The sequence below is a fragment of the Marinimicrobium alkaliphilum genome, assembly GCF_003259155.1.
Classification (GTDB): domain Bacteria; phylum Pseudomonadota; class Gammaproteobacteria; order Pseudomonadales; family Cellvibrionaceae; genus Marinimicrobium_A; species Marinimicrobium_A alkaliphilum.
The window spans coordinates 128,175-152,042 of the sequence record NZ_QGMQ01000004.1; the positions used below are offsets into that span (position 1 = coordinate 128,175).

Consider the following 23,868-nt stretch of genomic DNA (forward strand, 5'->3'; position numbering starts at 1 on the left):
CATATAGTCGCACCAATTGAAAAAATTGGAACATAGGGCAAATAGTTTGTCATACCTAAAATTAGGTAATTGGCGTATATAACTATTTGAGGAGGTATATCTTGGACGTAAGCCCGGAAAGGGAGTGGGTATCCAGCTTCATGTGGATATTGCGGATATGGGTCCGCACCGTACTTTCAGAAACGCTCAGAATGCCGGCGATGGCCACCGGGGACTTCCCTTCTGTCACAGCTATCGCTATCTGCGCCTCCCGAAGCGTAAGATCATAGTAATCACAGACCCGTTTTACGATATCGCACGCTGTAACCTTTTCTTTTATGACAATCAATAGCTGATAATCGAAAAGCAGGGAGTGGCCCTCTTGTGCGATGGGAATTACTTCCATTATAAGGGGTGAATCCTGATACTTTCCTAACACTAGTGTCTTGGCGGTGGGCACAAAGAAACTTCTAGGCTTGTACCACATGTCTAAGAAAGTAGCATCAAGTTTTTCCTGATCGGCATGACTAAACGCTTTTATTTTTTTGCTTTTTATCTTAAGGACTGGACTTTTGGATAGGAAATCTTCAGCAGCACTGGAAATCGAGGTGATATTAGCCCATTGATCACATATGACAACTCGCTTTGACAACCGCTCAAATGTTGCTTTTACAGTTTCAATGGTCTGACTTTCTAATGCCAACTGCAACTTAACTGCTGACTGTATGATTGGAGATAGTCCATTAAAAATGGCTCTTTGCGGTGGCGACAAGTTTTGTTGGCTCTTACCCCTCATGACTGCCAGTCCGATTAGCATTTCTCTGTTGAGAACTAAGGGGGTCAGGCACGCGTACGGAATATCATAAACATTGGCATGTTCATTGATAAATACCGATGTTCGCCGCTCAGGTTCGAAAAGGAACTCTTCACTTGAACGGCTAGTCAGTTCAGGAATGTTTGTTCCAGCCCGCACAAAGGGATTGATTGACGGATTAGCTCCGCCAATTCTTTGAAAGTCCTCTATCCAATCATTCCCCAAACCGTAAATGCAGTTAAATGGAATTGACGATTTTGGGCCCAAGCCGATTAACTGCGCCGCCTTCGATCCGGTTATCTGTGCCAGGTTGCCAAGTGCATCTGTCCAACTACCCATCCCAGATGCGGCGACACCAAAACTTTGAACCGTCGTTTGCCACTGAGCCTCCAAACTTCTCATAAAAGGTTCCTTGCTAATCACGCTTCTACAGAAAAGCTATTGGGTACTTCTATCCAGTTGCTCGTTAATTCTCCAGCTACAGCTTCCGGCCAATTCGGACAGGATTCCCCGTGAGGTGGCACTAAATTATGTATCATGTAAGTGAGAAGCGCAATTTTGTACATATCAATAAGTGGCAATCTGCTACTTTCGCCCGAGGCAAGAGGTTTCAATTTGACTTGAAATAATCAGGTCCGCTGGTGTCGATTTATTTTACAAATAGTAAGACTGCCCGAATCGGCTATAAGACTGATATTCTTCTTATGATCGCTTGAGGCGCGCATATGCCGTTTTCGGCAGCCTCTCAATCGCTGGCCACGCCGACGAACCAGCGGAAGAGTCAACGGATGGATCCATAGGCACTCTGGAGAAGCTGCAGGAAAGAATTGCCGTAATCAAGAAAGACACGGGGGCAACCGCTCTGCGGTTATCCGAAAATACCCCCTACGTAACGGTACAACCTTGCAACAAGAACTGCATACTTAAAATTGAGTATGACAGCCCCCCGCAACCGTTCTAAGCTAAGCATCATTTCTGAGTTTGATGCACGACCGTCATCTTAAGGAGCTGCGATGCTGACCTTTACCGAATTTTCGTCCAGACACACTCGACTGAAAATGATTAACTTTTTACGCGGAGCCGTATCTGCCAATAGGCGTGGATTGATGCTGGCGGTGCTTGCCAGCCTGGTGCTCACTGGCTGCGGTTGCTGTGAGAACGATGCTGACGGTGGCGGTGGCGACGCAAATACTGGCGGTGGCGACGCAAATACTGGCGGCGGTACGTATGAGGTGAACACGCCGCAGAACTTATCTCAGGCCTTGAACATTGAAGGTGCGACTCGCCGATCCGGCACAGTGCCGGTGCCTCTAGGCGCGTTCGGTGGCGACATCGAAATGCAAGACACCATCGCTTTAACCAAGTATTCCGCTAGTGACATCGAGCTTAGTTTTCCGGCGATTCAAGCGAATATGCAGATCGGTGCCATCTACATGAAGGTCGTTGGTGCGGATGACTATCTCGTCATTCCTGTGGATACTAGCGTGGGGGAAGTCCAGGCCGCCGTCGATCAGTTCTTCACGCAGACCGCCATGCCTTGCCGCGGTGGTGGCGGAGGACCCTCGTGCTTCGGCATCGCTGTCCCTCCAATGCCCCCGACAGCCACTGTTAGCGAAGCCCGGACCTTTCCGGTCGAGTTCACGGCCGCCATGCTTCCGCAAGGCGAGCCGTGCTGCGCTCAGTTTTTCGATAGCATGTGGCCCGGTTTTAATGACCCCAGCCTTTGGAGCAGTACGCGTACGGCGAATTTGAGAGTCCAGCCAGTCGGCACCGGCGACGTGCAAGTCACGCTAACCTGGAACACGACTGCCGACGTGGACCTGCACGTCATCGAAGAGACGTTTGGCGGCCATATTTACTACGCCAACCCCGCCTCAAGCAGTGGCGGCTATCTAGATCTCGATAACACAGAAGGCTACGGCCCCGAAAACATATTTTACGAACAGGTGCCACCAGGGGGGTCCTACCGAGTGGAAGTCCACCATTATTCGGGGGATCTGCCGACGGCCTACACAGTGACGCTGCGCCGTGGAGCCACTATTGAGACGTTTAGCGGCACGCTGACGCGCTACGACCAGTACGATGTTATAACTACCTTTACAATAACCAGCGCGGGCTCGTGGGATGCAGGCTCGGGGGATGCCGGCCTTGGGGATGCCGGCTCGGGCGGTACAGGCTCGGGCGGTACAGGCTCAGGCGGTACAGGCTCGAGTGGCGGCGCAGGTTCGGGCGGGAGCATTGGCCCGGCCACGGGGGCCTTTGGTGTTAAGGTTTACCGGCCGACGGGAGACTGCGAGACAACACGAACAACGTACATTACCGGGCTCGATGGGAGCTCAATTCCCATGACGACTGTGCTGAACTATTCGGGCACCCTAAAGGCATACACCTACGACAATACGGTTGATCGCTACACCGAAGGATTTATTGCTAAACCAGGCGGCATGGGTTCTACCGACAGCCAAGGGCTGTACTGGTACCAGTTGTACGGCCCGCGCTCTGGTACCGTGGGAAACGCCAGGTATTACAAAATCGAGTGGGAATTCACCCCCGAAGGATCCTCGTTCCCGACATATTGCATCATCAGTGGCGTCGCAGAGATCGACTTCGAGGGGCAAACAAAGAACGTCGTGATTCGTTGGTAGGGGCACCAAAAGGTAAATGAGATCGATCGATCCTTACCCACTTTGGTGAGGAGGCCGCACACAGGGGCAATTCAGGATGTTACTCATAGTCTTCTCGAATCGCAAATTGATCGCTCAAATAGGCATCAAACAATCGGCGGGCAATGGGTGCCGCAACCCCCGCGCCTGACTCGGCGTTCTCGACAATCACCACGACGGCGATCTGAGGATTTTCAAGGGGCGCAAAACCGATAAATAGTGCATGAGCGCGATGGCGCTCTTGCAGCGCCTCGGAGTCGTATCTCTCGCCCTGCGCTGTGGCGACAGCCTGGGCGGTACCGGTTTTGCCCCCCATGCGGTAGGCGGCACCACGGCGGATCCCCTGAGCAGTGCCGCGGGGGCCGTGAACAACATCACCCATGGCGTCAAACATAAAATCCCAGTGCTCGTCGCTCACTTGGAGAACATCAACAACATGTGGAACCTGAGGAATCTCTCCAATCGTACTGATTATTTGGGGTCTGTGGCGTACGCCACGATTGGCCAGAGTAGCGGCTACGACGGCCAATTGCATAGGCGTGGTCAGGACATCGCCCTGACCAATAGCCATGTTCAGATTGTCCCCCGGGAACCAAGGCAACCCGCGCGCGCTGCGTTTCCAGTCACGAGAGGGCCAGATCCCCTGCCGCTCCGTGGGTATATCAACCTCGGTGCGGGCGCCGAGTCCGAAGCGCGAGCCAAAGCTGTGCATCGAATCTACCCCCATGCGGTGACCCAGGTCGTAGAAATACGTGTTGCAGGATTCGACCACCGCCTGTTTCAGATTGACTCTATCGCCGTGGCCATGCCGGCGCCAATCCCGATACAGGTGACTGCTACCAGGCAACTGGTAGTAGCCCGGATCCGGAACCGAATAGGCAGGATCGACAATACCGTGGTGCAAGCCAGCAAGACCAAGAACCGGCTTGAGGGTGGACCCTGCCGGGTACTGCCCCTGAACAAGGCGGTTGAACAGCGGATTATCAACAGACTCATTGAGCAGGCGATAATCGGCAAAACTGATACCGGTCACAAACAGGTTGGGATCATAGCTGGGCAGGCTCACTGCGGCCAGAACGCCGCCACTCGCAACATCCAATGCCACCACCGCGCCGCGTCGTCCATCGAGTGCCGCGACGGCCGTTTGTTGCAGGCGAATATCCATGTGCAGGCGGAGATCCTGTCCGGGGCTCGGCGCCGCGCGATCGAGAACCCTCAGCACTCGACCTCTAGCATTGGTCTCAACATTCTGATGCCCGACTTGGCCGAGCAGTAAATTTTCGTACTCACGCTCAAGGCCAACCTTGCCTAGAGAGTGAGTGCCGCTGTAGCGGCGGTAATCGTCTTCGTCAAAGTGTATGAGATCACTCTCACTGATACGTCCGACATAGCCCACCGAGTGGGCAAACAGGTCACCAAACGGATAATGGCGCACTAATTGGGCATCCACTTCTACCCCATCCAGTCGATACTCATTCACGGCCAAACGGGCAATTTCTTCTTCCGTCAGACGATAACGCAATGGGGTCGCCTCAAACGGTCGGCGTCGTTGGGTTAGCTGCTCGCTAAAACGCTCGATATCACCGGGAGTCACATCGACCAGCGTCTGGAGAAGCTGCAAGGTCGCATTCAGATCTGGCACTCGTTCGCGCACCAGGGACAGGGTATAGCTCGGGCGGTTCTCGGCCAGCAAAACACCGTTGCGATCGTAGATCAGGCCCCGCGTTGGGGCTATAGGCTGGACATGCACGCGATTGCGATCGGATTGCGTCGCATAGGCAAGGTGGTCAGTGACCTGCAGGCTGTAATAGCGCAGCACTAGCACACTCATCAATAGAGCCATCAGCAATGCGACCACCACTAACCGGCTCGCGAACACATGCGCCTCACGGTGGTGATCCTTAAAGCGTTGCGACTCTGACATCATGCCTCGACTAAACGGATATTATTGGGAAATTCGCTACTATTTACGGGGGATACGTCGGGTAAGACCACCATGGCCAGATTTGGTTTCCGCGTAAAACCGACAAACGTCCAATTTGGGTGCTCGTGATTGTAGCGCCATAGCCACTGGGTGGCGATCCATATTCTTTTTGAGTCTTTCATCGTACTTGTTAAAAGCATTCGAGTTGGTTGAGAAAATTGCGCTATGCGCGGACTTTAACTACCTTTAGTGGGTGACGCCAGTGATTTAACTCGGGATAAGAGACTATCCCCGCGGCAGAGACTGCGCTGAGTTTGGTGAGAATGTTGCCAACACTAATCAGCCGACAGGAAGTACCTGCCATGTATATCCCGTGCCCTCCCCTACGATTCTACGTGCCCACTATGTTTTGCGCTCTTCTTCTCCTGTCTGCCTGTGGCGGTGGAGGAGGTAATGATGGTGACGGTCCCAACCCTTCCGGCAATAACGGCAGTCATAGCGATAGCACCAGTTCCGCATCCAGCAGCAGTGTTGGCGAGGATCCGGTGGCTCAAACCCTGACCAACCTCAACGTCAGCCTTGCTGAAACTGCGCGGGTCGACCGAAACAACGCCCCGTTACCGGAAGACTACACCCCTCTTGGTAAGAACCGGACCCTACAGAAAAAGAGCGAACTGTTCCTCGCGGGGCTGGTTCTGGAGGACGATGGCCCGGAGGAGTTCGTTCATATTCTGAAATTTGAACCTGGGGTAAGCAACGTCCAGGGAGTTCCCGATTCGCCAGACCGCACGCGGAAGATGCCCGACGCCCCTCTGCATACCGGCTGGAAAGGTAGCCCTTACAACCACGCTACGGGCTGTGATGTGGATGGCGACGGGCTGGAAGAGACCGTCTTGTTCTGGTGGAGTGCCAGTGATAATGCCATGAGGCTACAGGTGCTGGATGACGACGAAGCAGGGTTTACCGAATCCTCGATCAGTATTCTCGGATCCGTAAACACCCCATCCTGGCTGCAGATTGCCTGTGGAGACTTCAATGGTGATCGTCTTGGCAACCTGGTGATCGGTGTCGCAGATGACACTTCCGGGACAGTAACCGTTGATTTTCTCTCTGGCAGTCCGGAAGACGGCTATGTGGTGGATGGCAGTTACCGTAAATCCTTCGCCGCCACGCAAGAAAACAGTAGACTTGGCGTTGAGTTGGTCACGGGACAGCTGGATCACGATGCGGGCTACGAACTGGTGATTTTGATCAATGAGGTTTGGGGCAGCGGTGCACACTCATCGCCCGGCACGGGCCGAAGTGACTACTATGTTTACGATGATCAGCAGAACAGTTTCGCGCTGCTCTCCTCTGGTCGCCTGAGCGCTGAGGCAGAAAACGCTACCTATAACGGCCTTACCGGATCCATTGCGTTGGGCGATATTGATGGTGATGGCCTGGACGAAATCGTACTGGCTGCGTTAACCAGTTTTCCGGTGGTCTGCGAACCGGTAGAAGTCATTCAGTATGTACTGGATCATTCCCTGAACGACTTTGCCAATCTCGGCGCTCACCATTCCGTTACCCATAAAAACGATCAGGGTTCCGGCTGTGAGTCAGGCGGCAATAGCGGACATGTAGCGCACATTTGGGTTAATACACTGGATATCGACGGCGATCAATATCATGAAATCCAGGTCAACGGTGAGATTTACGAGGATTTCTACAACGCGAGCACTCCGTGGACTCGCTTGATGGTCGACGTGGGAGAGGAGAACCCGGTTCCCGCCAGAATTCCCAACAGATATATTTATAAACAGGGCCCCGGAAATAATGCGTGGGCACGAGTCACCCGGGCCAACACCACCATGGCAGTGGGCAATGTTACCGCAGATGATAAAGAGAATGTGATTGTCTACAGCGCTGGTTCAGTGGCTACCCGTAGAAACAGCAGTGGTACCTCTCTTGTGCATACGCCCGCAGTCACCATCTGGGGCATTGATCCACTGACCGGGCGCTGGGGAAGCAACCGTAATATTGCCGATGGATTACTGTATGCCGAGGTGCTTTCCGGACCGGCAGATACGTCCGTATCCGGTGGCCCACCGATTGTGCTCGCCATAAATGTAGACGCCGACGGCACTATGCTGAGCTACAGTGAAGGCTCTTACGAGGTTGTTTTCAGCGAACCAATTGTGCATGCGGCTCTGGCTGCCCCGCCCTGTTACGATGATGGCACTCAGGTTTCCGCCGACTGCCGCACCTCATGGGGTACCGGTACAACCACCGGTGTCAATGCTTCCATTTCTCATGAGATCTCCGTAAAGCATCACACCGGGATAAGTGCAGGGGTCAGTTTGCCGATTGTCGGCGACGTGGGTGTCGAGATGGAACAGACGGTTGGCGTTTCATTAAAGGCAGAGGCAAGTCTGGGGTATCAACTGACCAGAACGGTTACCTATACCACCGGCCCCATGGAAGACACGGTGATTGCCACGGTCATTCCCTACGATCAATACACCTATACGATCATGTCGCACCCGGTGTATCCACAGCTGGTCGGTGAAGATATGGTCATTTCATTGCCCCGCACACCCCGAACCTTTCAGATCAATCGCGATTTTTACAATGACAGTCTGGTTGGCGAAGGCTTGAGAATTGACGACAGCGTGTTTTCCCATACCATTGGTGACCCGAGCAGCTACCCTACCCGCTTCCAGATGTTGTCACAGGCCGGTGCCACCCACATAGGCCCCAAAGATGTTGGTACCAGCAGTGGCAATCAGTCGGTTGCCATCTCTGAAAGTTTGGCGGCAGGATTTACCACTACGGTAGGGATTGCTTACGAAACCACCGTAAAGGCCACCGGCGGGAAAGTCATGCAAGGGTTCACCGTCGCCAACAACACCGAGGCCTCTCTGGGCTTTACCGTTGGTGAGGAAGTCACCTTCACGGGCACGGTTGGGGACATGCCGCCCGGCACCTTGGAGTTGGATGCCGTGTACAGCTTCGGGATGTTTGTGTACAAGCTGAACCCAGCCAACGTTGAGCGACCGTTTCAGGTCATCAATTACTGGGTGGAGTGATTGCCAACCGCCCTGGTAGTATGATGGGCGAAGAATATGGGTTTTACAGCACGTACCGGATGAACAGAAAAGCCGCGAGACCGGCCAGGGAAAACGCGATTATTGCCACCAGGCCGTCATTGGCCACTAATGACAGCCCCAGAATGGCAATGACCAGGCCTGCAATGGTGGCGGAAAACGGGACCACTTCCATCAGTGGCATGATCAGGGCAAGCGCCAGGCAAAGTAACGCAATAATATGGACGCCCGCGCCACTTGTCAGAAAAGTCAGCCGCGGCTGAATATACCGGTCAATAAAAGCGGCGGGCTTGCGGATAGTGCGTATTGCCTTGCGCAACCGTTTTGTGGACACCGAGCGCTTGATCAGCCAATTAGGCAACCAGAAACTGCGTTTGTAGATGAGTAGTTGACCCGAGATCAGGAAGACCAGCACGCCCATCAACGTTGGGAAGAAAGGAATACCGGATAGCGGTGAGAAAAGAATTAAACCCACCAACAGCAACAGCGGGCCAAACGACCGAGTACCCACCTCCTCGATCAGCTCCTCCATTGAGAGCGTCTCGCGGTCCTCGGTCGCTTTGCGGATGCGTGCTAACAGCTGCGTCAGATTGGTGAGTTGCTCGTCGTCGCTCATCCTTCTCCTATAATTGCCCTTCACTCATGCGTTTGTGCGCATAATCCACCGCGCGCGCCGTCAACGCCATATAGGTGATGCTCGGGTTCTGGGTGCCGGCGCTGGTCATACACGCTCCATCGGTGACAAACACATTGGGTACATCGTGCATCTGGTTCCATTGGTTGAGTACGCTTGTGGCCGGATCGTGGCCCATGCGCGCAGTGCCCATCTCGTGAATACAGGCACCTACTGCGGTTGCTTCGTTGCGGGTAGACACATTGACACACCCCGCCGCCTCCAGCATTTTGGCCGCCTGGCGCACACCATCTTCGCGCATTTTGATTTCATTATCACGAAGCTTGGCATCGAACACGATGGTGGGGATGCCCCACTGGTCGCGCTTGTTGAAGTTCAGATACATACGATTCTCATGATACGGCAAAATCTCGCCAAAACAGGTCATGCGAATCAGCCAGGGACCCGGCTGAAATACCACCTCTTTGAGGGCCTCACCGTTTACACCAGCAGGATTGTTGTTCAACCGAATCGCCGACCCTTGATAACTGAAGCCCCGCAGGTAGTCTTCGGTACGGGTTTCATCATCCAGATTCATAAAGCGCGGAATATAAAAACCCACCGGCTTACGGCCGGAATAGTACTGGTCGTCCATCGATGTCAGCACACCCTGAGCGCCCATACCGTAATGGTGATCCATCATATTGTGGCCCAACTCCCCGCTGGTATTACCCAGACCGTTGGGGAAAGTCTCCGAACGGCTGTTGAGCAAAATCGCGGTGGTGCCAATGGTACCGGCGTTGCAGAAAATGATACGCGCGCTGTACTCGTGATGCTCGCCGGTTTCGGAATCGATCACACGCACGCTTTTTGCACGTTTGGTTTCCGGATCGTAGACAATTTCCTGAACAATACTGTTATTGCGCAGTGTCAAATTACCGGTTTCTTCCGCCACGGGCAGCGTCGCCGCCTGGCTACTGAAGTAGGCGCCGTAGGGACAGCCACGGATGCAGCGGTTGCGATTCAGGCACTGACCGCGCTTACCCTTGTGAACCTCCGGTTTGTACTCGGACAGGTTGGCCACCCTGCCCGGCGTTACCACCCGACCAGGAAAGGTTTCGGCCACGGCTTCACGCAAGTGCTGTTCGGCACAATTTAACGGAAAGGGCTTGAGAAACTTGCCGTCCGGCACCTGTTTCAGGCCTTCGGCCTGACCGGCAATACCCACAAAGGTCTCAACCCGATCGTACCAGGGCTCGATATCGTCGTAACGAATCGGCCAATCAATGGCGATGCCTTCTTTTTTGTTGGCCTCAAAATCGATGTCGCTAAAGCGATAGCAGTGCCGTCCCCACATGATCGACTTGCCGCCGGTGTGGTGTCCGCGAATCCAGTCAAAGCGCTCGTCTTCGTCGTAGGAGTAATCGGAGTCCTTGTTGACCCAATGTTTATTCTCCTGGCGTACCCACCAGCCCAAACGACTCTGTTGCGGGTAGTGCTCTTCAATTTCTTCCCGTGGTACGTTATTGCGGTGAGGCAAGTCCCACATATCATCGTGGGCGGTTGGATAGTCACCGTGCTCTACCGAGCGGCCGCGCTCGAGCACCAGTGTTTTGTAACCTTTCTGACACAGCTCCATTGCGGTATAGCCACCGCTAATGCCCGAGCCAATCACAATTGCATCAAAATCGGTTTGTGAAGTCTCAATCATTATTATATCGCCCACGCTGTATTGTTAACGTCGTCCACCGAAATGCACGGAGAGTAGGTGCCCGGAACTGGCACGTAATTCAGGAAATTTTTGCCGACCTCTTCGCTGGTCAGGTAGTAAGCAACGAGCTGTTGCTTCACTTCCACAAAACCCGCCCTCGCCTCGGCCAAGTCGGTAATTTCGCCGATCTCAAGCGCCGTCAGCACCTGGGCCTTCTCGCTGCTGTCAAGGTCACCAAAATGCTGATCAGCCAGGTGACGCTCCAGCTGATACCAGTTTTCGCGGAATTGACGCTGAAAATCGCCATCGAATACCAGGCCAAACATGGCATCCAGGGTCTGATGTGCGCCCACATCCGTGGCTGAGGGGCTGTCTGTGCGGGGCAGGATGGCATCCGCAATCACCCCGAGTAGGGCAAATTGTTCCGGACTGAAAAAGTGCAGCGCCGCTGATAGCTCGGGGGCATCTTCGCCGTTGGTAGTGCTACCAGTGCCGTTAGGGGTAGGGCTGCAACCGCTCAGGATGGCCGCTGCCAGGGGAGCCGATACCGCTGTGCCTGTAAGCCAAGCCGTGTATCGAAGGATTTCTCGTCTATTCATGGTGGTTCGCCTTCGGCAGTGTCGTTATCACATTATCAATGCCCTGCTCCGCCGTATCAAAGGGTGCCTGACACGGCAGAGGTATCTTAAAGGACTTAATGACCATAAGTAAGCCCCGTTTACGTAGATTTACGGACGTTGGCCAGTGTAAAGGCCAGGCCGGTCAGCGCTTGTAGGCCTGATCCGGTGATACCTGCGTTGCTTCCCGACCGGCGTCGGGCAGGTCCGCCCAGGGCTCCCGGGGCGCCGTAGTGCGCTCCCCTTGACGCGCGGCGTAGCGTTCGTCGTGCAGCGATCGCAGCAGTCCCCACGCCATGCCCAAAATAATGACCGAAAACGGAAGCGCTGCCATGATCACCGCCGACTGCAGGGTCTCCAGGCCACCTGCTACCAGCATCACGCCGGTCAGCAACGCCAGAGCCATCCCCCAGATGATCCGGTGGGCAATGGGTGGCTCGGGGTCACCGCCAGACAGGATCGTCGTAATCACCAGGGTGCCGGCATTGGCAGAGGTCACCAGATAGGTGGCAATGAGCACAATCAGGCCCCCGGAAACGATAAGGCCCGTGATCCCAAGGCCCATCCTCTCGACAGTCACGAACAAGGCCTGGGCCACATCGTCGTTGACCGCCGTCGTGATGCCGCCTTCGCCGAACAGCTCATGATAAATGGCTGTGCCGCCGAACAGGCCAATCCACACGATGGTGATCACCGTGGGCACCAACAGTACGCCAGCAACAAACTCGCGTAACGTCCTACCCCGGGAAATCCGGGCAATGAACATCCCCACAAATGGCGACCAGGCCAACCACCAACCCCAGAAGAACACGGTCCACTCGGATTGCCAGCCATCATCGTGGGTCGCGTTGGTGTAGAACGTCATTGTGAACAGGTTGCCTATATAGGCTCCGGCCGACTCCAGGGTCAAGGCAATCAGATACTGCGTCGGCCCCGCAATCAAGACAAACAGCACCACGATAATACTGAGCCAGAAATTCAATTCCGATAGGACCCTCACGCCTTTCTGCAACCCCGAAACTACGGAAAAGGTTGCCACTGATAACAGCCCGAAGGTCACGGTCAGCTGCAACCACAAGGTCGTCTCCAGACCAAAGACCTGTGCCAGACCGGCGTTCATCTGCTGTACGCCCAACCCCAGCGTCGTAGCGATACCAAACACGGTGGCAAAGGTCGCCAGGGTATCAACGGTGTTGCCCGCCCAGCCATCAGTGCGCGCGCCGAGAATCGGCTGCAAACCGGAGCGAATTGTCAGTGGATAGTCTCGACGATAGGCGAAATACGCGAGCACCAGTGCGACGAAACCAAAAATGGCCCAACCGTTCAGACCCCAGTGGAAAAAAGTCAGGCGCATGGCGATCTGCGCCGCCTCGGGTGACAACCCATCCTCGATAAACGGGTTGGCCTGGAATTGCATAATGGGCTGCGCGACCGCCCAAAACAGAATGCCAACTCCCGTACCGGCCGCGAACAGCATCGCCACCCAGGAGAAAAACGCGAATTCGGGTTGCTCGCTATCGTGCCCCAGCCGGACATTCTTATAGCGCCCTACCCCCAACCAGATCATCAAGAACAATAAAAAGGCCACCACGGCCACGTAGTACCACTCCAGCAGCGGCGAGATCGCCTCCCTGGCACCGGACACAAGCGCACTGGCGTGTTCGGTATAAAAGGCCCCATACACCAACGCCAAGGCGACCAGCACAATCGAACTCGCGCTGACGTAAGGGTTCATCCCCTTGAAGGGGCCTGTTGCCGCTTGGCGGTAATGCATGGATAGCTCCGGGTGGTTAGAAAATTCGAGTCTAGCGAACTCATGAAGTTATGCAACCAAAGGAGTTGCCCAGTGGCCCGCTGACGACTAGGCTTAAGGCACTATGAGAATCCGGTATCGTACACTCACAGCTTGGCTCGGCGTGTATTTTTTTCTGACCTTGCTGCCCATGGGCCTGGCGCTGATCTTTGATCGGCCGCCAGCCCGAGCCCTTGGCATTGAAATCGGCGCATTGCTCGGTATGCTCGGCCTGGGGGTTCTGGCGATGCAGTTGGTGATCTCCGGTCGGCATCCCTGGTTTGCCCGTGGCGTAGGGCAAGACAATCTGTTGCAGTTTCATCGGCAGATGGGGCTTTTCGCCTGGCTTTTGGTGTTGGCTCATCCGATCACACTACTGATCGCCGAACCTGATTTTCTTGAGTTTTTGCATCCAGGTGATGAGCTGTTGCGCGCAATCAGCCTGAGTGCACTCCTGGTCGCAACCACCTTACTGATTGTGACGTCCCTGTGGCGCATAAATATGAAGCTGCAATACGAGTGGTGGCGCGCGCTTCACGGTCTGCTGGCGCTATTTGTGGTCAGCACCGGCCTTGGCCATGCCCTGATGGTAAGCCACTACACGGCCGGCTGGCCGGTGAAGATCGCGCTGGCCGTCGCCGTAGGCGCAGCACTCCTGCTATTGATAGACTCACGAGTGCTGCGCCCCTGGCGATTGAAAGGCAGGCCCTGGACAGTCGCCAAAGCCGAACAGATCGACGGTGATGCCACGCGTCTGGTGCTCGACGCCGACAACCACAAAGGTACCCCATTTGCGCCCGGACAGTACGCGTGGATCACGCTGGGGGACACGCCCTTCTCGCTGCAGCAGCACCCCTTCTCGATTCACTCGGACGCCCACAACCCTGCGCGCCTGGAATTTACCGCCAAACACGCCGGTGACTTTACCCGGTCACTCAGCGACGTTAAAACCGGCACCCGCGCCTGGGTTGAAGGGCCCTACGGGGTGTTTACCCTTGACCCGAGCAGCGATCAGGATGCCGTGCTGGTGGCCGGTGGCGTCGGGATCGCGCCCATCATCAGTATGCTGCGCAGTTGCGCGGCTGAAAAAAGCCGCAAAAAGCTCTTGCTGCTGTACGCCAATAGCGATCGGGCGTCGGTCCTATTTTGGGATGAGCTGGAGACGCTCTCGGAGCAGCTGAACCTTCGCGTCGTTCATGTCCTGGAAGACCCGCCCGAGGACTGGACGGGGGAAGAAGGGTTGATTGATGGTGAGCTTATGGACAAGTATCAAGACAGTAGCAGCTACAATCCAGACTATTTTGTGTGCGGTCCACCGCCGCTGATGAACTCGGTGGAATCGGCATTGCGCGATCGGCGCGTACCCCTTCATCGGATCAATTCCGAACGGTTCAACCTCGTTTAACACCCACCCATCAAGGAGGCTTCATGTTGCATCTGTTTGCAAAACACGCGGGCACTGCTATGGCTATCGTCCTGCTGGGTACCACCCTGACGATAGCCTGCGTGCTGTTCGCCTAGAAACGAGGCCTCAGTGCGCCGCCTCCAGATAGCGCGGCGCAACTTCGGTGGCAAAATACATCACCGGCACCAAGGCCGCGTTGGCATCGATAGAGATTTCCCGCGACGCCCAACCCGTGCCCTCAAGGGCAAACATCTTCATACCGGGCTCCGCACCAAAATCCGGCATATAGGGGTCGTTGGAGTTGGTCCAGTTGTTTGGCCCCAGAATCATCTTGCCACTTTTACTGTCGCTGACCAGATTGTCGTGGGTACGGGTGATCGCGTGATCAATATGCGGATAGTCCGCCGCCGTCAGCATCGCAATGGCCACCGCATTGGTGCCAAAGATCTGATCGAGTACGCGCAATACGCCGTTGGTGTAGCGCGCCGCCGCCTGATAGTCACCACGCGCATGACTGATATCGGCGGCACGCATCAGAATGCGTGCATCGTTGAGCTGCATACGGTTCGAGCCCCAACGAAAGTTGTTGTCCACATCGTCATGATCGCCGCTGTTCCAGAAATCCGATTGCACATCAAAGGTGATGCCGGGGTAACCCAGCTGCTGATAGCTCAATACCTGATCCGAGTAGGCAAACAGGTTTTCTTCCGCCTGCGTCAGGTCCAGGCCTTCGGGGCGAAGCGCCAGAAGCGATAACGTGGCCTCAGTAGAAACCGCCCCCCACCAGAACTGCTGCACCCGATTGTGGTGACTGTGCGCAGTGATTTGTGCCTGCAAGCGCTCGGCGTCATCACTGTAACCGAGCTGTTGCGCCGCCAGATAAAGCTCTACAAGCGCGGCGTAGTGATCGTCGTTAACGTTGTTATCGGCCGGGTCCGCTTCAGGCCCGTCCGCACAGGGCTCGCGGTGGGTGCGCGGCTCGCGCCACAGACTCCAATTATCGTTGTTGGGGTAATAGCCCCCTTCCCCACCAAAATCTTCAGGCCCCAGGCACACGAAATCCGTCGTCTCCGCATTGTCCAGTGCTTGTGCGGCAAACCGGTAAGACCGCCGGGTCTGTTCCGGTGTCCCGTAACGGTCGTGCAAACGCGCCATCGCGGCGATGCTGCGCGCCACTGAGAAGGTCGCTTTGGTTTCCGGCTTGGAGATGCACGACAACCCGTCACCGGACGCACCCGGGCACGGCGCCCAGTCATCGTTGGAGTTGGTGTGAAGTTTGGCCACGGCCAGGGTTTCGCCGGGGAAGAACAGCTCGTACATGGGGCTGGCAAAAAACACCAGCTCATCATACACCGAGGTGTTCGGGCCCTGATGCCCCTGATAGTAGGTGTTGATGTCCGGATAGACCTCCAGCAGGTTGATCAGACTCCATTTGGCCTCCGCGGCATTCACCGGATAGTACCCCTGGTCGCCGGCATCGGCGATAAAGTTCAGGGTCACCTCGTGATCGGTCCAACCGTGAACCGCGCGGGCGAAGTGATCACCGACGCGACGGTGGTCGCGGAAGTAGTCGAACACCTCGTATTTGAGTGTACTGTAGGGGTCATTGCTGATTCGGAAACTGTAGGACGCGTCTTCATCGACGGTCAGAAAGTAGCCGCCGCCCTGCCCTGTATAGGCCGAAAAATCGATCAGGAAAAAACTGTCGCCCGAGGCGTAATCATCGGCCCGGTGATCAGAAGCCGTTCCCTCAAGAACCACCCGGCCGGTGGTATCACGCAGCTGCCAACCGACCGGTGTCGGGTCGTCGCTCAGATAGACCGCAACCTTATCCTGCAGCGGCAGATAACCGGCATAGTTCACCCGGAAGCGGTTTTCCATCTGGGAGCCGTCGTCGGGGCTGTTGCCGACCGGGGCCTGGATGCGGGGTTCCGATGTACTGCAGGCGCTGAGCGCGAACACGGTCGCGATACACAAGAGGAGGATACGGGCAAAGATCATGGGGGCACCTTGGTTATAGGTATTATTACAATAAGTGCCCGGCATTATAGAAGAGCGGATGAAATCGGTTCAATACGCTAGGGAGGAAAGTGTTTGTTAATTAGGTGGGGATTAACATTCGGGAGGGTGGTGTCCGATTGTTTGGGTTTGGTGGCACATTATTCGCGCCTGGTGCCTCAGGTGTCGGATTACGCTGCGCTAATCCGACCTACTCAGACATAGGCACGCCGTCTCCAGTAGGTCGGATTAGCCGAAGGCGTAATCCGACAATGAGGCACCCACCCCAATTCAAAGCACCGATGCTCCAGTAGGTCGGATTAGCGCAGCGTAATCCGACAATGAGGCACCCAAACCACCTATTCAAGTAACCCATTACAAATGCTATAGTCCCATCAACCATAACATTCAACAAGAGGTCTCCCATGCCCGGCTACTCCCCCAACCGTCGCCAACTGCTTCAACACCTGGGACTCTCCGCCACCCTGTTATCCACCGGCGTGTCCCCCCACCTGTTGGCCAGCCCGTCACGCAAAATCGGCGTCGCCCTGGTGGGCCTGGGCTACTACAGCACAGACTGGCTCGCCCCTGCCCTGCAATTGACTCAACATTGCGAGCTGCGCGGCATCGTGACTGGCAGCCCGGAAAAAATACCGGTCTGGCAGGAAAAGTATGGTATTCCGGATGGCAATGTTTACAACTACGACAACCTGCATGAAGTCGCCAACAACCCGGATATCGACGTGATCTATGTCGTGACCCCCACCAGTACCCACAAGCGCTTTTCGCTGATTGCCGCCAACGCGGGCAAGCACGTCTGGTGCGAAAAACCCATGGCCATGGACGAGGCAGAGTGCCGGGAGATCATTGAGGCGTGTCGTAAGAACAACGTCAAGCTGACCATCGGCTACCGCATGCACCATGAACCCAATACCCAGACGGTCATGTCACTGGCGGAAAGTCAGCCCTTTGGCCCGATCGAAAACGTCACTGCCCACGCCGCCTATGACGGCGGCACCGAATGGGATCCGGCGTTCTGGAAGTTGCGCTGGGACATGGGCGGCGGGGCCATGTACGATATGGGCGTCTACCCCCTGAACGGGGCCCGCTACGCGACCGGGGAAGAACCCATCGCCGTGACAGCACGGCACGAAGAAACCTTGCCGGACGTGTTTACCGAGGGTGACTCCACGACCTACTTTACCCTGGAGTTCCCCAGCGGCGCCGTCGCCGAGTGTATGACCAGCATGGTGAAAACCGGCAACAAACTGGAGGTCAACTGTACAGAAGGCTGGTATCGGTTGGAACCGATGTCAGAGTTTTCTGGCGTTCAAGGTTCTGCCAGTAACGGTGGCAAACTCAATAAAACCGTCGCCAATCAGCAGGCGGCACAAATGGATAACGATGCCCTGGCAATCATCCACGACACCGATGTGCTTGTGCCCGGCGAAGAGGGCTTGAAAGACATTCGGGTCGTGGTGGCCGCGCTCAAATCCGCGCGCGAGGGTCGGCGGATTGTACTTTAGTCCACTGTATAGTCGAACACGATGATGTCATCCAGGAGCGGTATAAACACTGCTTTCAGCGCGTCGTGTGCCGGATGAGGCAGATACGCCTGGCGCGCGGACTCATCGGTAAAGTTCATGACCACTGCATGGGTATAGCCCTGGTTTTTCCCCTCAGGGCTATCGTTCAAGCCCCACTCGACCGACTCGACACCCGACACCGCATCGGGCATTGATTCAAACAACGCGCGCAGGTCTTTGAGTTTTTCGGCAGTCGCCTGGGAATTAAATTTGATTAAAAGGATATGTCTGATCATTTTTCACTCGCACCAATGAATTACTGTCCGTATCAACCGGACAGTAATTCATTTTGGCGCTGGTGCCAAGCGGGGGCTCAGTTCGGATTATCGATAATGATCTCGACCCGACGGTTCTGCTGTCGCCCTGCGGTCGTGTCATTGCTCGCGACCGGCTGTTCCATGCCGATGCCACTGGTGGAGATCCGGCGGGAAGCAATTCCCTGTTGCGTCAGGTAGTCACGAACCGACTGGGCTCGCTGCAGGGACAAGGTCTGATTGAACGCCGCACTGCCCACGCTATCGGTATGTCCCTCAATCTGAATCCGCCGCTCGGGATGCTCGTTCAAAAAGCTCACCAACCTGTCAAGATTGCGGTTAGTGCCATCCTGGAGCTCAGCACTGCCGGTCGCAAACAACACATCTCCCAACGTCAACACCAAGCCTCGATCGGTGACTTCTGCCTGAAGTTCGTCAATCTGCCGCTGATACTCGGTCGACTGCTGCGCTGCAGAAGAACGTGCGCTTTCAGCATCATCGCGCGCTCTTCCGACCTCGCGTGTGCGCGCTGCCAGTCGCGCCGCATCGCGTTCCTCACTGAGCCGCTCGCGCTGATCTTCCGCATAGCGGGCGGTCGCTCGCGCTTGGGCAATCGCCACTTTCTGTTCCGCCATATAAACACGATGTTCGCCCAATGCCGCATCGGTTCTGGAAACCGGTTGCTCAGCCTCGCGTACAGCCGCTTCCGCCTCCCTGAGTTCTACTCGGGCGCGATCGGCCAGGTTCGGATCATTCTGGAGCGTTGTCAGCGTGTTGCGCACTTGCGCCGCGCCGGGGGGACTCTCCGGCGTGGTGGCGCAGGAAGCGATCATCAGGGATGAGAAAACCAGTGCAAGTACCGTTGAAATCTTCATTGCTGTCCTCCTGTCCGACGCATTTCTTCCTCGAGCGCTTCGGCACTGCGCTCCATTTCTCTATTGATAGCGACAGCCTTGGCGGACTCGGTTCTGGCCGACGCGAGCTCAGCAACGACCATCGCCTCCCGTGCAAGACGCCCGGCCTCAATCATTTGCTCGTTGCTGACGAATTGTTCAGCCTGGGTCAACTTCTGTTGCGCTTCATCCAGCTCGGCGCCAGCGTGCTGACGAGCGCCAGCCTGCTCGGCCATTGCGATGGCCTCACGGGCGTCATTGAGTGCCGAAGTCGGCGCCACAGGTGCAGAACTGCATGCGCTCAATAGAACGATTGCCGTTATCAAACTGAACCCGGCGCGAATTCGATGGCTGATTGTTGTATCCGTGAATTGAGTCATAGAGCTGCTCCTGAGGGTAAGACTTCTTCGACTCAACTATAGAAGTGTAGGTTCTTAGCATCTGTGCGGCAGCGCACCGAAGCCTGGTTGATATCGCGCTAATGTCGGCGTATCAACACAAATTCAGGGAGTAGCAAAAATGGGCGTATCAACAATTTTATTGGTCATCTTGGTGCTGATGCTGGTCGGCGCTTTTCCTGCCTGGTCTCATAGCAGAAGCTGGGGCTATGGACCCAGCGGTGCCATAGGCGTTATCGCCTTAGTACTCCTGATCCTTCTTCTGACAGGGCGAGTTTGACCTGAAAGCCCCAATTTCCCCAATGTGCGATAGCGTACAGACGGGGCCAGTTCTTCAGGCTAACGTCCGCCTGTTTCGTGCGGTAGCAATGCCCCAGAGACCGCTCGATACGGCGTCGCACATTATTTGGGAAGATGGGCTACAATGAAGCTCGCGCGCTAAACCAACAAGGAGACGTGAGACATGCACCAGACGGTCCAGTCGGCACAATCTGCTAAGCAGGTCCAGCCGCCCCAGCAGGTGACGTCAAACAATCCGGTGACGCCAAACCAACCGGTAGAGCCAACTCAAAACCGGCTCCTCGCAGCGTTGACGCCTGACGTTCAACAACGAATTTTCCCCTACCTTGAAGAAATCTCCCTACCCCTGGGTAAAGTGCTCTATGAGCCTGGCGATAGGATGCGCTATGCCTACTTTCCCACCGACAGCATTGTGTCACTCCTTTATGTGATGGAGAGCGGCTCATCGGCAGAAATTTCTGTGGTCGGCAACGAGGGATTGGTCGGGATCTCGCTCTTTATGGGCGGAGAAAGTACGTCCAGTCGCGCCGTGGTTCAGAGCTGTGGCACCGCTTATCGACTGCTCGGGCAACGCCTGATGGATGAGTTCAATGGCCACGGTCAACTGATGTCACTGACCCTGCGTTACACCCAGGCGCTGATTACCCAGATGGCACAGACCGCCGTCTGCAATCGCCATCACTCCATTGATCAGCAACTGTGTCGTTGGCTCCTGCTCTCCCTGGATCGGTTGCCGACGAACCATCTGCACATGACACAGGAGCTTATCGCCAACATGCTCGGTGTTCGTCGGGAAGGTGTAACCGAAGCGGCGGGACGACTGCAAAAACTCGGGATTATCGCGTACCGTCGCGGCCACATTCAAGTGCTGGACCGCCCCAAGCTGGAAGAGCTGAGCTGTGAGTGCTATAGCGTGGTGAAAGCGGAAACCGACCGCTTACTTAAACCCACATGCAACAAACACCGCTCATAGCTGTCTACGCTTAGGCGCCATTAAGGTCCGACAAGCCTTGAGTGTGGTTGCGCACAGACCAGGGACAACAACTTTTCTATTATCGTTGTTATGGCGACTTCTTTGAAGACAATTATGGCGACTAAACCGATACAGTCTGACCAGGCAAAGGCGCACCCGATGCAGAGGTGCCCGGATTGCAAGCATCCCGAATACGCCCCCGGCGAGCTCAGCGGGGTTCGTCATTTCTTCGGCAATATTTCCTTTGAAAATATGGCGCAGATTACCCTAGACGCCATTGGCGATGCGGTTCTCGTTATCGACCCCAAGGGCAAGGTCATCTATCTTAATAAAGTCGCTGAAAAGCTGACTGGTTGGCAGAGTCATGAGGCGCTGGGGCGACCCATTGGACAAGTCTTTCTGATTGTCGATGGCATCACCCGTCAGCGTGCGATAAGCCCGGGGCAGAGAGCCATTCGGGAGAAGCAGACCGTAGAGCTCGCTCTTGGCAGCGTACTGATTCGCCGCGATGGAACAGATTTAGCGATTGAGGACTCTGCGGCGCCCATACTCAACCACCTTGGCGAGATAGAAGGCGCGGTTATTGTATTTCATGATGCTCGCCAGTCCGGTGCCGAGATCCAGAAGATGAATCATCTTGCCCAGCACGATGCGCTCACGGGTTTACCCAATCGCGTACTGTTGATGGAGCGCCTTAATCACGCCATCGGCATGGCGAAAAGGCACCGAAAGAAGATTGCATTACTGTTTATAGACCTCGATTACTTCAAGGATATTAACGACTCCTTCGGGCATACTGTCGGCGATCACTTTCTACAGGATGTCGCGGAAAAACTCGTCTCCTGTGTCCGAATCACCGATACAGTAAGCCGCCACGGCGGTGATGAATTCATGATTCTTTTGAGCGAGATCGAGGAACGAGAAGATGCGGCCCACATTGCCGAGAAACTTCTGGAGAAGTTTGCGGGCAAGCACTTGATCGATGGTCATGAATTACAATTGAGTTTGAGTGTTGGGATCAGCGTCTACCCGGATAACGGCGACGACGCTGAAACATTGATGCGAAACTCCGATGCGGCCATGTATAGTATCAAAGCCAACGGTCGAAACAGCTATCAGTTCTTTGGTGGTTACACCTAAGTAGAACTTACTCCGCCTCTTGCTGTTTACCGTCCTCAATTTTCTCATCGACCTGCTCCGCCTCTTCAGCGTCCGCACCCTCTTCCTCCTGCTCAAGTTCGGCACCTTCGGTCAGCCTCAATTCGATGTAAACCGGGAGATGATCCGACCCCCAGGCAGGCCCTGTCGCCATACGAACCAGTTTGAAATGAGCGGAGTGAAAGACGTGATCCAGCGGCCAGCGCAGAAAGGGATTATTGGCATGGTAGGTGTTATACATTCCTCGCCCGACGCGAGGATCGAGCAGACCACTGATGCTTTGAAACAGATTTGTGGTCGTTGACCAGGGCACGTCGTTGAAGTCTCCGGCAACAAGGGTCGGTCTATCGCGTTTTCCTACATCTCTGCCCACAACCAGCAGTTCCGCATCCCGCTGGGTCGTCTCGGTCGCATACAGTGGGTTGGGCGGGTCCGGATGAACGAAGTGCATAAAAACCCGGTTACCCGACGCTAGCAACACCTGCATGTGCATCGAAGGAATGCTGTCTTTGATAATGTGCCGAATGTCAGGATCGATCAGCTCCAGCCGACTGTGCACCAACATCCCATAGGTGTTGTCGAGTGGCCGCTTGAGCGTGTGCGGATAATTTTCTTCCAGCTCCCTCAGCGACGCCTCCCACCAGTCATCGGTCTCCATGGTCAAGATAACGTCCGGGTCATAATCGTCCACAAGAGCAAACAACGCCTCGGACGCCCTGTTATCCATTTGTACGTTTATGATCAGCAAACCGAGGGTACCCTCACCCGAGGGTGAGTCGGCGGCCAGGACCTGTTTGGGCATCAACACGGTGTACGGGAAGATCTTCACGAGCTGATACCCTACAGCCATTAGCAGAAATCCAAGAATAACTGAATCGTATAAGCGATGCTTTCCCAGCACGTAGAGATAAAGAGCAAAAAGAACGATGCCTGCTATGGCAAGCTGCTTTCGTGGAAAATCAAGAACACGAATCCACCAATGGTCAAAACGCAAGAGCGGCAGTGCCGTAGCGGTTATCAGCACCAACGCCAGAACGATCAGGGCGATTTTGGTCGGATTTGACAGTATTTCTCGAAAAAGCATGACTCACTACGTGGCGGCGGGGTAAATACATAGGCTAGAATAATGACAGCTAGCGTCGAAATGATCTGTTCGCCGGCACACGTAAAGCCCGAAATGGCAAAATATGGACTTCTGTTCGGTGCCGCGCAGACAGGCGGTAGCATTTGCGAGAAACTTTTTGATACCAACCGGTGGAAGCCGAACGGCCCCCACCCGTGTCTCACCACAGCAACGGGGAATATCATGAGTAAAGCAGCCAGTAGTGACCACGCCACCACCGACCACCTCTCTGAACGCGTCCACAAATCGGTTGATCACATCGCCGAGACCGCCGCCAAAGCCGAAGAGCGGATTCGTCATGAGGCCGAGGATGTCAGCCACAAAGCGAAGGAATACTCAGAAAAAACCGTGAGTTCAGTCACCGTCTTTGTACATGAAAACCCCCTGATGGCCTTGGGTATCGCCTTTGCCGCAGGTGCCTTGGTGACTGCACTGAGACGTCGAACCTAGTGTCTCGTCGTACGCAATTGAAACAGGAGGCCGCGCACTTGCGGGGTCGAATTGATCGTCGTACGTGGCTCATTCGCCGGCGTGTCGACCTCCTGAGGAAACCGTTGCGGGCCCTGGTCCGCAATCCAGCC

19 protein-coding genes are annotated in these 23,868 nt (G+C 55.3%); 8 read left to right on the forward strand and 11 right to left on the reverse strand.

The annotated features are described in order from the left end of the window. Window positions 1-82: 82 nt before the first annotated feature. Window positions 83-1,195 (reverse strand): helix-turn-helix transcriptional regulator, encoded by a 1,113-nt coding sequence (locus DKW72_RS07935; protein ID WP_111641818.1) that lies wholly within the window; start codon window positions 1,193-1,195, stop codon window positions 83-85. A gap of 611 nt (window positions 1,196-1,806) precedes the next feature. Between DKW72_RS07935 and DKW72_RS16515 the strand changes: the two genes are divergently transcribed. Continuing rightward, window positions 1,807-3,438: a YfaP family protein gene (locus DKW72_RS16515; protein WP_198411273.1), complete on the forward strand. Its 1,632-nt coding sequence runs from the start codon at window positions 1,807-1,809 to the stop codon at window positions 3,436-3,438. 79 nt (window positions 3,439-3,517) lie between these two features. On the opposite strand, the gene mrdA is transcribed toward DKW72_RS16515, so the two are convergent. Further along, window positions 3,518-5,380 (reverse strand): penicillin-binding protein 2, encoded by a 1,863-nt coding sequence (gene mrdA / locus DKW72_RS07945; RefSeq protein ID WP_111641819.1) that lies wholly within the window; start codon window positions 5,378-5,380, stop codon window positions 3,518-3,520. A 404-nt stretch (window positions 5,381-5,784) separates the two neighbouring features. On the opposite strand from mrdA, the gene DKW72_RS07950 reads away from it, so the two are divergent. Beyond that, the gene (locus DKW72_RS07950; RefSeq protein WP_157960434.1) at window positions 5,785-8,448 is read left to right on the forward strand and encodes a hypothetical protein; all 2,664 of its coding nucleotides are present in this window, start codon (window positions 5,785-5,787) and stop codon (window positions 8,446-8,448) included. Window positions 8,449-8,491: 43 nt separating this feature from the next. Here DKW72_RS07950 and DKW72_RS07955 read toward each other — a convergent pair whose 3' ends face one another. The 4 genes from DKW72_RS07955 to DKW72_RS07970 all read right to left on the reverse strand — a co-directional run bounded on the left by DKW72_RS07955 (window position 8,492) and on the right by DKW72_RS07970 (window position 13,181). Next, window positions 8,492-9,082, reverse strand: coding sequence for an exopolysaccharide biosynthesis protein (locus DKW72_RS07955; RefSeq protein WP_111641821.1), 591 nt, complete (start codon window positions 9,080-9,082; stop codon window positions 8,492-8,494). 7 nt (window positions 9,083-9,089) lie between these two features. Next, the gene (locus DKW72_RS07960; RefSeq protein ID WP_111641822.1) at window positions 9,090-10,790 is read right to left on the reverse strand and encodes a GMC oxidoreductase; all 1,701 of its coding nucleotides are present in this window, start codon (window positions 10,788-10,790) and stop codon (window positions 9,090-9,092) included. 2 nt (window positions 10,791-10,792) lie between these two features. After that, window positions 10,793-11,389: a gluconate 2-dehydrogenase subunit 3 family protein gene (locus DKW72_RS07965; RefSeq protein WP_111641823.1), complete on the reverse strand. Its 597-nt coding sequence runs from the start codon at window positions 11,387-11,389 to the stop codon at window positions 10,793-10,795. Window positions 11,390-11,552: 163 nt separating this feature from the next. Further along, complete coding sequence (locus tag DKW72_RS07970) at window positions 11,553-13,181, reverse strand: BCCT family transporter (protein WP_111641824.1); 1,629 nt, start codon at window positions 13,179-13,181, stop codon at window positions 11,553-11,555. A gap of 103 nt (window positions 13,182-13,284) precedes the next feature. On the opposite strand from DKW72_RS07970, the gene DKW72_RS07975 reads away from it, so the two are divergent. After that, complete coding sequence (locus DKW72_RS07975; protein ID WP_111641825.1) at window positions 13,285-14,604, forward strand: ferredoxin reductase family protein; 1,320 nt, start codon at window positions 13,285-13,287, stop codon at window positions 14,602-14,604. A 126-nt stretch (window positions 14,605-14,730) separates the two neighbouring features. Here DKW72_RS07975 and DKW72_RS07980 read toward each other — a convergent pair whose 3' ends face one another. After that, entirely contained in the window at window positions 14,731-16,605 is a 1,875-nt protein-coding gene (locus DKW72_RS07980; RefSeq protein ID WP_198411274.1) for a glycoside hydrolase family 9 protein, read from the reverse strand. Between the two features lie 422 nt (window positions 16,606-17,027). Between DKW72_RS07980 and DKW72_RS07985 the strand changes: the two genes are divergently transcribed. After that, a complete protein-coding gene (locus DKW72_RS07985; protein WP_111641827.1) occupies window positions 17,028-18,128 on the forward strand; it encodes a Gfo/Idh/MocA family protein in 1,101 nt (366 codons plus the stop codon). Here the strand turns inward: DKW72_RS07985 and DKW72_RS07990 are convergent. The 3 genes from DKW72_RS07990 to DKW72_RS08000 form a co-directional block, all read right to left on the reverse strand. Further along, window positions 18,125-18,424 (reverse strand): Dabb family protein, encoded by a 300-nt coding sequence (locus DKW72_RS07990; RefSeq protein WP_111641828.1) that lies wholly within the window; start codon window positions 18,422-18,424, stop codon window positions 18,125-18,127. The genes DKW72_RS07985 and DKW72_RS07990 overlap by 4 nt on opposite strands. Before the next feature lie 77 nt (window positions 18,425-18,501). After that, window positions 18,502-19,317 (reverse strand): OmpA family protein, encoded by an 816-nt coding sequence (locus tag DKW72_RS07995; RefSeq protein ID WP_111641829.1) that lies wholly within the window; start codon window positions 19,315-19,317, stop codon window positions 18,502-18,504. Beyond that, entirely contained in the window at window positions 19,314-19,715 is a 402-nt protein-coding gene (locus tag DKW72_RS08000; protein ID WP_111641830.1) for a DUF4398 domain-containing protein, read from the reverse strand. The genes DKW72_RS07995 and DKW72_RS08000 overlap by 4 nt, the downstream gene beginning before the upstream one ends. A gap of 139 nt (window positions 19,716-19,854) precedes the next feature. Between DKW72_RS08000 and DKW72_RS08005 the strand changes: the two genes are divergently transcribed. The 3 genes from DKW72_RS08005 (at window position 19,855) to DKW72_RS08015 (ending at window position 22,146) form a co-directional block, all read left to right on the forward strand. Next, complete coding sequence (locus DKW72_RS08005; RefSeq protein WP_111641831.1) at window positions 19,855-20,013, forward strand: DUF3309 family protein; 159 nt, start codon at window positions 19,855-19,857, stop codon at window positions 20,011-20,013. 183 nt (window positions 20,014-20,196) lie between these two features. After that, window positions 20,197-21,006 carry a Crp/Fnr family transcriptional regulator gene (locus DKW72_RS08010; protein ID WP_111641832.1) on the forward strand — a complete coding sequence of 270 codons (810 nt, stop codon included), beginning with the start codon at window positions 20,197-20,199 and terminating at the stop codon, window positions 21,004-21,006. A gap of 114 nt (window positions 21,007-21,120) precedes the next feature. After that, window positions 21,121-22,146, forward strand: coding sequence for a diguanylate cyclase domain-containing protein (locus DKW72_RS08015; RefSeq protein WP_198411275.1), 1,026 nt, complete (start codon window positions 21,121-21,123; stop codon window positions 22,144-22,146). Window positions 22,147-22,153: 7 nt separating this feature from the next. Here DKW72_RS08015 and DKW72_RS08020 read toward each other — a convergent pair whose 3' ends face one another. Then, entirely contained in the window at window positions 22,154-23,248 is a 1,095-nt protein-coding gene (locus DKW72_RS08020) for an endonuclease/exonuclease/phosphatase family protein (protein ID WP_111641834.1), read from the reverse strand. 222 nt (window positions 23,249-23,470) lie between these two features. Here DKW72_RS08020 and DKW72_RS08025 point away from each other — a divergent pair, with 222 nt between their 5' ends. After that, window positions 23,471-23,737 (forward strand): DUF883 family protein, encoded by a 267-nt coding sequence (locus DKW72_RS08025; protein ID WP_111641835.1) that lies wholly within the window; start codon window positions 23,471-23,473, stop codon window positions 23,735-23,737. Window positions 23,738-23,868: the final 131 nt, after the last annotated feature.

What these genes read in the sequence shown, in the direction of transcription:
- DKW72_RS08005 (WP_111641831.1), top strand. Translation starts at nt 19,855, where the DNA reads ATGGGCGTATCAACAATTTTATTGGTCATCTTGGTGCTGATGCTGGTC.
- DKW72_RS07960 (WP_111641822.1), bottom strand. Translation starts at nt 10,790, where the DNA reads ATGATTGAGACTTCACAAACCGATTTTGATGCAATTGTGATTGGCTCG.
- DKW72_RS08025 (WP_111641835.1), top strand. Translation starts at nt 23,471, where the DNA reads ATGAGTAAAGCAGCCAGTAGTGACCACGCCACCACCGACCACCTCTCT.
- DKW72_RS08015 (WP_198411275.1), top strand. Translation starts at nt 21,121, where the DNA reads ATGGCGACTAAACCGATACAGTCTGACCAGGCAAAGGCGCACCCGATG.
- DKW72_RS07980 (WP_198411274.1), bottom strand. Translation starts at nt 16,605, where the DNA reads ATGATCTTTGCCCGTATCCTCCTCTTGTGTATCGCGACCGTGTTCGCG.
- DKW72_RS07985 (WP_111641827.1), top strand. Translation starts at nt 17,028, where the DNA reads ATGCCCGGCTACTCCCCCAACCGTCGCCAACTGCTTCAACACCTGGGA.
- DKW72_RS08020 (WP_111641834.1), bottom strand. Translation starts at nt 23,248, where the DNA reads ATGCTTTTTCGAGAAATACTGTCAAATCCGACCAAAATCGCCCTGATC.
- DKW72_RS08000 (WP_111641830.1), bottom strand. Translation starts at nt 19,715, where the DNA reads ATGACTCAATTCACGGATACAACAATCAGCCATCGAATTCGCGCCGGG.
- DKW72_RS07970 (WP_111641824.1), bottom strand. Translation starts at nt 13,181, where the DNA reads ATGCATTACCGCCAAGCGGCAACAGGCCCCTTCAAGGGGATGAACCCT.
- DKW72_RS07955 (WP_111641821.1), bottom strand. Translation starts at nt 9,082, where the DNA reads ATGAGCGACGACGAGCAACTCACCAATCTGACGCAGCTGTTAGCACGC.
- DKW72_RS07935 (WP_111641818.1), bottom strand. Translation starts at nt 1,195, where the DNA reads ATGAGAAGTTTGGAGGCTCAGTGGCAAACGACGGTTCAAAGTTTTGGT.
- DKW72_RS07990 (WP_111641828.1), bottom strand. Translation starts at nt 18,424, where the DNA reads ATGATCAGACATATCCTTTTAATCAAATTTAATTCCCAGGCGACTGCC.
- DKW72_RS08010 (WP_111641832.1), top strand. Translation starts at nt 20,197, where the DNA reads ATGCACCAGACGGTCCAGTCGGCACAATCTGCTAAGCAGGTCCAGCCG.
- DKW72_RS07965 (WP_111641823.1), bottom strand. Translation starts at nt 11,389, where the DNA reads ATGAATAGACGAGAAATCCTTCGATACACGGCTTGGCTTACAGGCACA.
- mrdA (WP_111641819.1), bottom strand. Translation starts at nt 5,380, where the DNA reads ATGTCAGAGTCGCAACGCTTTAAGGATCACCACCGTGAGGCGCATGTG.
- DKW72_RS16515 (WP_198411273.1), top strand. Translation starts at nt 1,807, where the DNA reads ATGCTGACCTTTACCGAATTTTCGTCCAGACACACTCGACTGAAAATG.
- DKW72_RS07995 (WP_111641829.1), bottom strand. Translation starts at nt 19,317, where the DNA reads ATGAAGATTTCAACGGTACTTGCACTGGTTTTCTCATCCCTGATGATC.
- DKW72_RS07975 (WP_111641825.1), top strand. Translation starts at nt 13,285, where the DNA reads ATGAGAATCCGGTATCGTACACTCACAGCTTGGCTCGGCGTGTATTTT.
- DKW72_RS07950 (WP_157960434.1), top strand. Translation starts at nt 5,785, where the DNA reads ATGTTTTGCGCTCTTCTTCTCCTGTCTGCCTGTGGCGGTGGAGGAGGT.